A 12,147-nucleotide genomic window follows, 5' to 3' on the forward strand; every position below is an offset into this window, starting at 1 on the left:
GCGCCGACCTCAGTTCTTGCCATAGAACATCTGCGCACTGCCGGGCTGGTAGCCCGAGCCCTGCGTCAGGAAGCGCCGGCGCTGCTCTCGGCCCTGGTCGACGGCGGTGGCCTGTTCGGCCGATTGCAACGCCTGCGCCCGACCGTTCGCGGCGACGACAGCGGTGAGATCGGCGAGCTGCTGCACTTGGAGCGCGAGGAGCTGGTTGCCGGCCTGTGTTGCCTGAAGCGCGCCGGTCGCACCCTGGCTCTGGCCGACCAACGCCGACATCTCACTGCGATTGGTGTCGATGTTGCCGACGACGCCCGCCTGCACACGCATAGCGTCCTGAAGGCCACCAACCGTGTTGCCCCAGCGCGAGCGCGCGTCGGCGACGAGTTGCTGATCCGAAGCCGACAGCGAGACGTTGCCGTATTTCTGCTGGAAAGCCTGATCGATCTGCTGGACGTCATAGGCAACGTTCTGCGCCTGACCGAGCAGTTGCTGCGTACGCTGCACGGACTGCTGGAGTTGTTGCAGAGAGGAGAACGGCAGGCTCGCGAGATTGCGGGCCTGGTTGATGAGCATCTGCGCTTCGTTCTGAAGCGAGGTGATCTGGTTGGTGATCTGTTCGAGCGAGCGCGCTGCCGTCAGGACGTTTTGCGAATAGTTCGAGGGATCGAAAACGATCAAGGCCTGTGCCGGCGTCGCCAGCATCGGCGAGAGCGCGGCAGGAGCGACAAGCAGTGCGGCGGCGAACCGCATGCCAAGGGAACGGCGTTGTTTCATGGGGACTTCTCCTTGTTGGTGAGGGCGGGGCTGGTTAGGGCGGGAACGAGTTCAGCGGCCCAGCCGACGCCACGGTGGGTGAGCCAGGCAGCGAGGAACCCGTCGCGGCCATGCTCGGCGACGATGCTGGCGATCGCGGCCTGGTCGGTCTTCGCGGATACAGCGCAGAGCGCGAGTGCCACATCCGACAGACCGAGCTCGAACAGCCGGTTGCCGCGTCGGGACTGGCAGTAATAGTCGCGCTTTGGCATCGCCCGCGCGATGATCTCGATCTGCCGATCGTTGAGGCCGAATCGACGATAGATCGCCGTGATCTGCGGCTCGATGGCGCGCTCGTTCGGCAGGAGAAGCCGGGTCTGGCAGCTCTCGATGATCGCGGGCGCGATTGCCGAGCCGTCAATGTCGCTGAGCGACTGCGTGGCGAAGATGACGCTGGCGTTCTTCTTGCGCAGCGTCTTTAGCCATTCGCGGAGCTGGCCGGCAAAGCCCTCATCGTCCAGCACAAGCCAGCCTTCGTCGATGATGAGAAGGGTTGGCGAGCCATCGAGCCGGTCCTCGATGCGATGGAAGAGATAGGACAGGACGGCGGGCGCGGCACCTGTTCCGATCAGCCCCTCGGTTTCGAATGCCTGGACCGACGCCGATCCGATATGCTCGTGCTCGGCATCGAGCAGGCGGCCATAGGGACCTCCGACGCAATAGGGACGTAATGCCTGCTTGAGATCGTTTGATTGCAGCAGCACGACCAGGCCGGTGATGGTGCGCTCCTCGACAGGCGCGGACGCCAGAGAACTCAACGCCGTCCAGATATGCTCCTTGATCTCAGGCGTGATCGTCACATTCTCACGCGTCAGGATCGCCACGATCCAGTCGGCGGCCCAGGCGCGCTCGGGGACATCGTGAATGCGCGCGAACGGCTGGAGACTGACGCTATCGGACGCTCCATCGCTGAGATCGCCGCCGAGATCATGCCAGTCGCCGCCCATGGCGAGTGCCGCCGCGCGGATCGAGCCGCCGAAATCGAAGGCAAATACCTGTGACCCCGCATAGCGGCGGAACTGCAGCGCCATCAGCGCCAAGAGCACGGACTTGCCCGCGCCTGTCGGGCCGACGATCAGCGTGTGGCCGACGTCGCCGACATGAAGCGAAAGCCGGAACGGGGTCGAGCCTTCGGTCTTGCCGAAAAGCAGAGGGGGCGCTGCAAGATGCTCGTCCCGCACCTCGCCCGCCCACACCGCGGAAAGCGGAATGATGTGGGCGAGATTGAGGGTGGAGATGGGAGGTTGACGGACGTTGGCGTAAACGTGACCCGGCAGGCTGCCGAGCCAGGCGTCGACGGCGTTGATGGTTTCGATAATTGCCGTGAAATCGCGGCCCTGGATGACCTTTTCGACCCGGCGCAGTTTCTCGTCGGCGATGCCAGGATCATCGTCCCAAACAGTCACCGTCGCGGTGACATAAGCCATGCCCGCATAGTCGGCGCCGAGCTCCTGGAGCGCCATGTCGGCATCAGCGGCCTTGTTTGCGGCGTCGGTGTCCACGAGGACGGACGCCTCGTTGGTCATCACCTCCTTGAGGATCGCGGCGACCGATTTGCGCTTGGCGAACCATTGACGCCGGATCTTTGTCAGCAGCCGGGTCGCATCAGTCTTGTCGAGCAGGATCGCGCGTGTCGACCAGCGATACGGGAAGGCCAGCCGGTTCAGCTCGTCGAGCAGACCCGGCGTGGTCGCGGTCGGGAACCCCGTGACCGTGAGAATGCGCAGATGCAACGCGCCAAGCCGCGGCTCAAGCCCGCCGGTCAGCGGCTGGTCGGCCAGCAGGACATCGAGATACATCGGCGTTTCGGGAACGCGGACACGGTGGCGATTGGTCGAGACGCAGCCATGCAGATATGTCAGCGTCTCGGCGTCATCGAGCCAGCGGCACTCCGGCATGAAGGCTTCGACTAGGCGCAGGACGCGGTCGCTGCGGTCAGTGAACCCGGTCAGCACCTCATTGGGGTCGAGGCCCTTCTTCTCCCGCCCTTCGTAGAGCCAGCTTTCCGCGCGGGCGGTGTCTTCGGCGGGCGCAAGATAGGTGAGCGTCAGGAAGTAGCTGGACTCGAAATGCGCGCCGGCCTCCTCGAAGCCCGCCTTGCGCTCCGCATCGACCAGCGTCGAGGCCGCATCCGGAAAGCTGCTGTCGGGATAGCGCGTCGAGGCATGGCGCTGTGCCTCGACGAAGATCGCCCAGCCGGAGCCGAGGCGGCGGAAGGCATTGTTGAGCCGGCCGGCGACGGCGACCAGTTCGGCCGGCACGGCGCTGTCGAGATCGGGACCGCGAAAACGCGCGGTGCGCTGGAAGCTGCCGTCCTTGTTGAGGACGATTCCAGCGCCGACCAATGCCGCCCAGGGCAGGAAGTCGGCGAGCCGGCTGCTGCGGTTGCGATATTCGGCAAGGTTCATCATAGGTGCGACCTCGCTTAGACCGTGAGATGCGCGGGTATGCGCAGGTGCCGGCGAACGACGTCGGCGAAAAGCGGATCGCGCTTGGCCGCCCAGACTGCGGCAACATGGCCGATCGCCCAGATGGCGATGCCGACGAGCCACAGACGCAGCCCCAGCCCCACGGCGCCCGCGAGCGTCCCGTTCATGATCGCAATGGCGCGCGGGGCGCCACCGAGCAGGATCGGCTCCGTCAGCGCGCGGTGTACAAGGACCGTATAGCCGGGCACTGTATAATCCGGCATTGGGCCGCCCTGTTCGACAGCGCCCGCCATCAGACCAGCGCTCCGCCGCCGAACGAGAAGAACGACAGGAAGAAGCTCGACGCCGCGAAAGCGATGGACAGGCCGAACACGATCTGGATGAGCCGGCGGAAGCCGCCAGACGTGTCGCCGAAGGCGAGCGTCAGGCCGGTTACGATGATAATGATCACCGCCATGATCTTGGCGACCGGACCTTCGATCGATTGGAGGATCTGTTGCAGCGGCTGTTCCCACGGCATTGACGAGCCGGAGGCATAAGCGGGCGCGGCCATCACCAGGATGAGCGTGGCACCGGAGACGGTCATGGCGAGACGATGGCGCGCGAGGCGCAGGCGTTGGATCATGGAATTTCTCCTTCAGGGCTTTGGATGAGCAAGGTCGGGCTGTCGTCGCCCTCGAGGACGGCTGGCGCGACCCGGTAATCGCCGTCCGGGCTCAGGCCATCGACACGGGCGAGTTCGGACAGTCGGCGGGCTGAGCCGCGGCCGGAAAGGACGGCAACCAGGTCGATCGTCTCGGCGATCAGCGCGCGTGGAACCGTGACCACGGCTTCCTGGATCAGCTGCTCCATCCTTCGGAGCGCACCTATGGCGCTGCCGGCGTGGATCGTGCCAAGGCCGCCGGGGTGGCCGGTGCCCCAGGCCTTGAGCAGTTCGAGCGCCTCGGCCCCGCGCACCTCTCCGACTGGAATGCGGTCGGGGCGCAGGCGCAGCGATGAGCGAACAAGATCGGAGAGCGACGCGACACCGTCTTTCGTTCGCATCGCCACGAGATTCGGCGCTGCGCATTGCAGTTCCCGCGTATCCTCGATGATCACGACGCGATCGACGGTCTTGGCCACCTCGGCCAACAGCGCGTTGATCAGCGTGGTCTTGCCCGTGGAGGTGCCGCCTGCAATGAGGATGTTCGCGCGGTTGGCAACGCCCTGGCGCAGCGCGTCCACCTGCTGCGCCGACATGATTCCGGTCGCGACATAATCTTCGAGGGTGAAGATGGCGACGGCGGGCTTGCGGATCGCGAAGGCGGGCGCCGCGACGACGGGAGGAAGAAGCCCTTCGAACCGCTCCCCCGTCTCGGGCAGCTCGGCCGAGACACGTGGGGCGCCGGCATGGACTTCGGCACCGACATGATGAGCGACGAGGCGAACGATGCGCTCGCCGTCCGCTGCTGACAAACGCTCTCCTGTGTCGGACAACCCCTCGGACAGGCGGTCGATCCACAAACGTCCATCGGGATTAAGCATCACTTCGACGATGCCGGCGTCGTCGAGATAGCGCGCGATCGCAGGTCCGAGCGCTGTGCGCAGCATGCGTGCGCCGCGCGCCAGACCTTCTGAATTGTGAGGCGAAGCTGCCATCCTGTCCCCGTTTCGATCCGGGGGAACATGGACGGCCCCTGGACGGGGATGATTAAGAGAGCCGCATCTCGAGTGGTTTCAACACCTATATCGAGGCGTAGTGGCGTAGCGTGCAAATACAGGAGATTGGCGGTGCCGACCTGTGATCAAGGCCGGCGATCTTCAGGCAAGGGCGGCGCTCGCCGTCAATTGTGCGCTCGTCGGTAAAGCCGTCAGATCACGCGGCTTCAGCACGAGTTGACCGTCGAGGCTTGTGGCGAACCACCACGTCGACCTTGTAGTCGAGCCGGTCCAGACAGCGAACCAGCCTGTCTATTGAAAACTTACCCGTTCGCCCTGTGGCGATCGCGGAGACGTCGGGCTGTTTCATTCCGAGCAGTTCAGCCGACTTCGCCTGGGTCAGGCGCCGGCGCTTGATAATGGCGCGGATCTCGCGGGCCAGCTTGGCCTTGAGCAATTCCTCTTCGGGATTGTCAAAGCCGAGGTCCGCAAACACGTTGCCGCTGCTCACTTCGGCGGTGATGTCTTCCGTCATGACTTTGTTCCTTTCCCATAGTTTTCACGATAGTGCGCCTCGGCCGCCTTCAATCGTACTGTGACGAGATCGATTTCATGCTTGGGTGTCTCCCTGCCCCTCTTCGACTTCTTCTGGAAGCAATGAAGGACGTAGATCACGCCAGCGAAGCGGACGGTGTAGACGGCGCGGTAGGTATTCCGTCGAAGTCGTCGACCACCTCGAGGATGCTGCGGCCCCCAAACCCTTTCAGGGCTTTGACAGCCGGGTGCTCCTCACCATTCTGGGCGTCGTTGATTGCGACACCCATCAACCGGCGAACATCGACCGGAAACTCGCGCAGGTCATCCTTCGACGATCCCATCCATACCGTGAGCTTTTGGTTTTTCATTCGCCCTTTGCCTTATAGCATACAGACTATAATTTTCAACGAAAAGATCCTGACACCGCCTAGCCACTGAGATAACTGGTTCGGCTCAGACGGCTGCTTTTTCTAGAAGCTCATAAAGGCGTGGTCCCTCATGCAATCACGGATCTTGAATTGCGGATTTCGCGCCCAACATGGTTCCCGTATCAGCGACCCTGCCCTGCGGCTGTCTAGCTCTTGTCTGCCAAACCCCCCGACAGGTTGGCAACGCGAGTTCCATGACAACATATCGTTACAATACTTTGATATGCTTGACATATCGATGCTTGCAAAATCTCGGTCCGCCAGTCCGTTCAGCGCGCGGGCGTGCCGGGCTGGTGTGTGTCCAGACCGCCATCGATGTCCTCGGAGATCTCCTGCCGAAGCTTTGGACCTCTCGCCAGGCGCCGGCCGAGCGCGGTGACGAAGGCATCATAGCGCTCGCCAGCCTTGGAGTGGGCTGCCTGTGCCGCGGGCTCGGGCAAAGCCGGCGTTGTCGCCAGCCAGAAGCGGACGAAAACAGCGAGCGTCTCCACGGCAATCGCGACATCGCGCTCCTGGCGCGCCATACGGCGGTCCAGCTGGTCAAGCCGCTTGGTGATCGCCGCCTCCTGCCGCTCGGCGGCATCGGGTGAGAGGAACGACTCGATTGCCGCCTCCGCGACGAGCGACCGTGAAAAATCACGGCGCGCCGCATGTTCGGCCAGCCTGCTCATGACCTTCGGATCGAGATAGACGGACAGGCGTTGCTTGCGAGGTGGCTTTACCATGGGAGCCTCACATATCCACGCCGTCGCCGGGGTCGAGCGACGCCTGCCGCGCAACGCCCTGCATCAGGCGCGTCAGTCGACGGTTGCGGGCAACCTCGTCCTCCACGTCATCCAGGTGATCGATCTCGAATTCGTTCTCGGTCGAAGGCTTCACGACCTGCTCGACGCGACTGAGCTCGGGTTGCCGACGACGCTCGGAATCAGTTGTGTCGTCATCCGTGGCCAACGGCGCCGACATGGCTTCAGCAATCTGCGGACGAGAAGGCAGAGGCAGGTTCGTCCAGTCGTCCGGCCTCCCCTCCTCCGCCGCCGCCCTCAGCAGCGGCGGCGGCAGGATACGTTCCCGGAAGCGAGCATCCTCATGATAGCGCGCCTTTTTGGCGCGGATCGGCGGAGCACCCGCGACCATGACGATCTCGTCGGTCGCCGGCAGCTGCATGACTTCACCCGGCGTGAGCAGCGGGCGAGCCGTCTCCGAGCGGGAGACCATGAGATGACCGAGCCACGGAGACAGCCGGTGGCCGGCATAGTTCCTCATGGCCCTCATCTCGGTCGCTGTTCCCAGCGCGTCGGACACGCGCTTGGCGGTGCGCTCGTCATTGGTGGCAAAGCTTACCCGGACATGACAGTTGTCGAGGATCGAGTTGTTGGCGCCGTACGCCCTCTCGATCTGGTTGAGGGATTGAGCGATCAGGAAGCTTTTCAGCCCGTAGCCGGCCATGAAGGCGAGCGCCGATTCGAAAAAATCGAGGCGGCCAAGCGCCGGGAACTCGTCGAGCATCAGGAGCAGCCGGTGCCCTTTCGCCCTGACCTGCAGATCTTCAGTCAAGCGGCGGCCGATCTGATTGAGGATCAGGCGAATGAGCGGCTTGGTCCGATTGATGTCGGACGGCGGCACGACGAGGTAGAGTGTCGTCGGATGCTCGTCGTCGATAAGGTCGCTGATGCGCCAGTCGCAGCGGCGCGTGACCTCTGCCACGACAGGATCGCGATAGAGGCCAAGAAATGACATGGCGGTGGACAGCACGCCGGAGCGTTCGTTGTCTGATTTGTTCAAGAGCTCTCGCGCGGCGCTGGCGATGACCGGGTGCGGACCAGCCTGCCCCAGATGCGCGGTTTTCATCATCGCTGACAGCGTCGATTCGATCGGACGCTTCGGATCGGAAAGGAAACCGGCGACGCCGGCGAGTGTCTTGTCCGGCTCGGCGTAGAGGACATGCAAGATCGCGCCGACCAGCAGGGCGTGGCTGGTCTTCTCCCAATGGTTTCGCCTCTCGAGCGAGCCTTCGGGATCGACCAGGATGTCGGCGATGTTTTGAACGTCGCGGACTTCCCATTCGCCGCGACGCACCTCGAGCAGCGGGTTGTAGGATGAGGATTTGGGATTGGTGGGATCGAACAGCAGGACCCGCCCATGCATGGCGCGGAAGCCCGCGGTGAGTTGCCAGTTTTCGCCCTTGATATCGTGAACGACGGCGGAGCTCGGCCAGGTCAGCAGCGACGGGACGACCAGGCCGACACCCTTGCCCGAACGTGTGGGCGCAAAGCACAGCACATGCTCCGGTCCATCGTGGCGCAGATAGGCGCCGTCAAAGCGCCCAAGCACCACCCCATCGGAGCCGAGAAGGCCCGTTGCCTTGACCTCCTGCTTGTCGGCCCAGCGGGCGGAGCCGTAGGTCTCGACCTTCTTGGCCTCTCGAGCCCGCCAGACCGACATGCCGATGGCGACGGCGACGCAGGCGAAACCGCCGAAAGCCGCGATAAAGGCTCCCTCTACGAAGATCGACGGCGCGTAGGCATCGAAGCCATACCACCACCAGAAGAATGACGGCGGAAGGTAGAACGGAAAGCCCAGGACACGGAACCATGGCCTGCCCAGCTCGGGCTGGAATGCCAGACGCCAGGCCACCCACTCCGTCGCGCCCCAGGTCGTGAACAGTACGATCATCAAGACGGCGAGGATCTGGCCCCAGAGAATTTTGGTGGCGGACATGCTGCAGTCCTTTCTTCAAATTGAGACTAGATGCCGAGGCCTCGCTTGCGGCCAAAACTCCAGTCGATGCCGTCGTCATTGCGAGCGACGCCAGAGACGTGGCGGCCAAGATGTTTTTCGAGAGACGGCGTCCAGGGCACCAGTTGGAACCCGAGCCCGTCATCGATCATGGCGAAGCGGCCCGACGCGAGCATGAAGCGCTGCCGGTAGGAACCGGTGACATATTCGCCGCCGCGGGCGCGGTTGAAAGGCTGGCCGGTTTCGGCCGAGAGCTTTTGGCCGAGCGCTTCCAGTTCGCGGCGACGCAGCGTGTCGACCAGGCCGCGGGTGAAGGTTGTGCGTTGGCCGTGCCGCTCACCGAGGCCCTGTTGGACGAGGTGGTCGGTACGGCGCTCCATTGCCTGCCGTACCCCGGCGCCGAAACCGGATTCCGACAGCGCAATCGGTTCGCGGGCAGTATTCTGACGGTCAAGCCAGGTGGCGCCGGCGGCGGTAACCTGCCGCTCAATATCGAGATCGGAACGGACAGCGAGTGCTGCGCGCCCATGTCCCTGCGCGTCATGGAACTTGCGCAGTTCGACGATCGAACCCGGAGCGCTGTCGCCGGCGGCATCGAGATCGGACAGCTTGATGTGATGGGTGCGGCCGTCGATGCCATCGACCACGGCGTAAGCGCTGCCTTTCAACTCGTCATCGAGACCGCGGTCGACCAGCCGCCCGACGATCGACGTGTCCAGGCGCTCCGCCGCGAGCACATAACTCGCCGCCCCGCGCTCGATGCCCTGTTCTGTCAGGGCGCGGTGCATCCGTTTGATGATGTCACCGCGCTCGCCAAGCTCGCGCAGCGTCGCCTCGGCCTTGTCGTCGATCATCCATTGGCCCGGGCCGACCTGTTCGGCAAGGCCAAGGGTTTCGAGCTTGCGCACCCGCCCGACCTTCAGCACGTGATACTCATCGGGCTGGGCGCTCGCCGGGGACCCAAGATCGACAACGCCTGTGTCGCGGCCGTCGCGAACAAGCTGCCGGTCAAGCTGGGTCCAGCGTTCGGCTTCGACCTGGCGCTGCAGATTGCGATGGATGTCGAGATCGGTGCGCGGGCCGAGCTCCTGGGTAACAAGATCGGCCGCGCGGGCGCGCATCCCCTCCTTGATGTAATCGCGCGAGATCACGAGATCCTTCCCGTCATCAGTCTGGCCGCGCAGGATGATGTGAAGGTGCGGGTTGTCGGTGTTCCAGTGATCGACGCCAGCCCATTCCAGTTTCGTGCCGAGGTCCTTTTCGATCTGCCCCATCAGATCGCGGGCAAAGGATTTGAGGTCCGCCATGTCGACGGCACCTTCCGGCGAGACGATGAAGCGGAAGTGGTGCCGATCATCGCCGCACCGCTCGGCAAAAGCACCGCCATCCACCTCCCCGGTCTGCGGCCCGAACAGCCTGGCCTTCTCCCCGTCACGGGTGACGCCCTCGCGGCGCAGATAGGTGAGATGGGCGGCAAGCGGCGCGGCGCGCGCGTGATGGCGCACCAGCCGTGTCTTGATGATCACGGCGCGCGAGCGGCCGGTGAGGAGACGATTGGCGCGCACGCTCGCCGAGCGGCCACGCCCGAAGGTCGAGCGATTGCCCGGGCTGATCCGGCCGGAGCGAGAGATGCGGGCGCCGGCCTTCTGGGCGGCGGCAAGCGCCTGCGCGATGAAGGGTCTGGCGCGCTGGGCACTGGGCGAGCGGATGCGGCCGGGCCGGATGCGGAAACCATCCTCGTCAGTCATCGTGAAGATCCGCACATCGTCTCAAGGCACCGAAATCACAGGTGAAACGGTGTTCCGGCGAGGCGCGCGAAACCTTCGCACCTCGCGGAAATCCTGCATAACCTATTGAAACAGCAAAACCGATCGACGCCGCACCTCGCGGCCTTTTATCTCGCCATCTTCCGGTTGTTCTGCCCACCTTCCGCCTCCACCCACGCCATGGTGCGCTGGAGCTTGCGGTTGCGCGAAGACGCCCATGTGCGCTCATGGCTGTATCCCTTCGCCCGCTCGCGCCACGAAGAGGCCTTCGGACAGCGGCACGATGGCGGACACATCGCGCACGGTGGGCGCAGAGCTCGCGTCATTTGGTGGTCGCTCGGTTGGCACCCGAGCGACAGCTTGTTTGCGATCCGGCTGACCGACGAACAGCGAGCCGCGCTTCCAGGGAATGGCCTCGACAGACGTAACGGCGAAAGGGCGCATACCCTCGCTTTCACCGATCAGGGGCGCAAATGCGGCGACATAGGCGCGGGTCTCGGCCGGTAACGGACGCCCAGTGAGGTAGGCTTGGTAGCGTGCAGGTCCCGCATTGTAGGCGGCCAGAAATCCCGGAGAGCCGAAGCGATCGTGCAGTTCGCGCAGGTACGCCGTTCCAGCCAGGATGTTGTCCCGGGGATCGAATGGATCGCGGCCAAGCGACCAGCGGGCGCGCAGATAGTTCCATGTTCCGGGCATGATCTGCATCAAGCCGCGGGCGCCTGCGCTGGAGACGGCGCGCACATCACCCGCACTCTCCTTGCGCATGATGGCGCGGATCAGCGCGCGCGGGACGCCGAAGCGGTGCGAGGCTTCTGCGATATGCGCGCCGAACGGATCGCGTTGGGAAGACCGGGCAACGGCCAGGTCCTGCGCCTCTGCCGCCGGCATGACGGTCGCGACGGACAGGCCGCAAAGGAGGAGCAGAGCCATGCGCCAGGCAGCGCGAAGCGGCCCGGGCGCACCGCGATGGCTCGTCGACGGACGGCGAGCGCGCATCGTTCAATCCTTCTCGCTGCGGTCGCGCGGCCGCGCCCAGTGCAGCGACCAGGACGTCTGGTCGTCTCCATTGCGAAAGAGGTTCGCGCGTATCGGCTGCGCGAAGGTCGGGTCGTCGAGCTGGATCGAGACATAGTCTCCGGCCTTTTCGCTGGAGCGTTTCCAGCCGGCGCCGATCTCGGGGCCGTCCTCGCTTGAGGCGTGAACGCGGTAGTCAGGCGCATTCTCCGTTTCGCTCGCCTCTGCCGCCACAATGGCGATATCTAGGTTGAGACTGAGCGTGTGGATGCGCCCGCTATAGCCTGTCTTCTGGCGCGTGAATTCTCCGATCTGTTGCATGTCAGGTTCCTGTTTTCGAGTCGTGCGGTGATGAAGACTGGCGCCACGACGCGCGCCGCTGGTCGCGCGCTCACCGCGTTGGCGCGCGCCATTCGAAGCGGCCGTTGCCGTCCTCGTCTGTCCACAGCGGAACGGCGCGGCCGATGATCCGTCTGGTGGAGAGGAGGCCGAAGTAGCGGCCGTCGAAGCTGTCGCGGACATGCCGGTTCATCAGGAAGACTTCGCCGCTCGCGATGCGGCGGCAGCCCTGCCAGACCGGCAGGTCACGACCGGCCCGGTCACGCGTCAACGCCATCCCCGCCTCGTTTCCATCGACCGTGATGGTGAGGTTCGAGCGACAGACCCGTTGCCCCGATACGCCAAGGATGCGCTTCAGGAGTGGCACGCCCCTCGGCAGATAGCCGCGATCGGCGAGGAACGCCGCGAGCGGCTCGGGCGCGTCGACGGCCACAAGATCGGCGACCTCGAAGG

General features: G+C 64.4%; 14 protein-coding genes. All 14 read right to left on the reverse strand.

The genetic code is table 11. The features are described from left to right. Positions 1-9: 9 nt before the first annotated feature. Positions 10-768 (reverse strand): P-type conjugative transfer protein TrbJ, encoded by a 759-nt coding sequence (gene trbJ / locus NKI05_RS29805; protein ID WP_023697516.1) that lies wholly within the window; start codon positions 766-768, stop codon positions 10-12. Further along, the gene (gene trbE / locus NKI05_RS29810; RefSeq protein ID WP_286456769.1) at positions 765-3,218 is read right to left on the reverse strand and encodes a conjugal transfer protein TrbE; all 2,454 of its coding nucleotides are present in this window, start codon (positions 3,216-3,218) and stop codon (positions 765-767) included. The genes trbJ and trbE overlap by 4 nt, the downstream gene beginning before the upstream one ends. A 14-nt stretch (positions 3,219-3,232) precedes the next feature. Next, positions 3,233-3,529: a VirB3 family type IV secretion system protein gene (locus NKI05_RS29815; protein WP_023673515.1), complete on the reverse strand. Its 297-nt coding sequence runs from the start codon at positions 3,527-3,529 to the stop codon at positions 3,233-3,235. Further along, positions 3,529-3,861 carry a TrbC/VirB2 family type IV secretion system protein gene (locus NKI05_RS29820; RefSeq protein ID WP_023673516.1) on the reverse strand — a complete coding sequence of 111 codons (333 nt, stop codon included), beginning with the start codon at positions 3,859-3,861 and terminating at the stop codon, positions 3,529-3,531. The genes NKI05_RS29815 and NKI05_RS29820 overlap by 1 nt, the downstream gene beginning before the upstream one ends. After that, positions 3,858-4,874, reverse strand: a complete 1,017-nt coding sequence (gene trbB, locus NKI05_RS29825; RefSeq protein ID WP_023697514.1) for a P-type conjugative transfer ATPase TrbB — start codon at positions 4,872-4,874, stop codon at positions 3,858-3,860. The genes NKI05_RS29820 and trbB overlap by 4 nt, the downstream gene beginning before the upstream one ends. A 217-nt stretch (positions 4,875-5,091) precedes the next feature. After that, complete coding sequence (locus NKI05_RS29830) at positions 5,092-5,409, reverse strand: helix-turn-helix domain-containing protein (protein ID WP_006338687.1); 318 nt, start codon at positions 5,407-5,409, stop codon at positions 5,092-5,094. Further along, positions 5,406-5,549 (reverse strand): type II toxin-antitoxin system RelE/ParE family toxin, encoded by a 144-nt coding sequence (locus NKI05_RS32290; RefSeq protein ID WP_502898775.1) that lies wholly within the window; start codon positions 5,547-5,549, stop codon positions 5,406-5,408. The genes NKI05_RS29830 and NKI05_RS32290 overlap by 4 nt, the downstream gene beginning before the upstream one ends. Further along, positions 5,546-5,779: a hypothetical protein gene (locus NKI05_RS32295; protein ID WP_502898776.1), complete on the reverse strand. Its 234-nt coding sequence runs from the start codon at positions 5,777-5,779 to the stop codon at positions 5,546-5,548. Before NKI05_RS32295 ends, NKI05_RS32290 begins: the two co-directional genes overlap by 4 nt. Before the next feature lie 329 nt (positions 5,780-6,108). After that, positions 6,109-6,564, reverse strand: coding sequence for a ribbon-helix-helix domain-containing protein (locus NKI05_RS29840; protein WP_352756170.1), 456 nt, complete (start codon positions 6,562-6,564; stop codon positions 6,109-6,111). Between the two features lie 7 nt (positions 6,565-6,571). Then, entirely contained in the window at positions 6,572-8,557 is a 1,986-nt protein-coding gene (locus NKI05_RS29845) for a conjugal transfer protein TraG (RefSeq protein WP_023673520.1), read from the reverse strand. Between the two features lie 26 nt (positions 8,558-8,583). Further along, positions 8,584-10,323: a relaxase/mobilization nuclease domain-containing protein gene (locus NKI05_RS29850; RefSeq protein ID WP_352793888.1), complete on the reverse strand. Its 1,740-nt coding sequence runs from the start codon at positions 10,321-10,323 to the stop codon at positions 8,584-8,586. 243 nt (positions 10,324-10,566) lie between these two features. Continuing rightward, the gene (locus NKI05_RS29855; RefSeq protein WP_352793890.1) at positions 10,567-11,337 is read right to left on the reverse strand and encodes a lytic transglycosylase domain-containing protein; all 771 of its coding nucleotides are present in this window, start codon (positions 11,335-11,337) and stop codon (positions 10,567-10,569) included. Between the two features lie 3 nt (positions 11,338-11,340). Next, on the reverse strand, positions 11,341-11,676 hold the full coding sequence (locus NKI05_RS29860; RefSeq protein ID WP_352793892.1) for a DUF736 domain-containing protein: 336 nt from the start codon (positions 11,674-11,676) through the stop codon (positions 11,341-11,343). 70 nt (positions 11,677-11,746) lie between these two features. Beyond that, the coding region (locus NKI05_RS29865) for a S26 family signal peptidase (protein WP_352793893.1) at positions 11,747-12,147 on the reverse strand (401 nt) is incomplete at its 5' end.

The organism is Mesorhizobium sp. M0771, from assembly GCF_040320155.1.
Classification (GTDB): Bacteria; Pseudomonadota; Alphaproteobacteria; order Rhizobiales; family Rhizobiaceae; genus Mesorhizobium.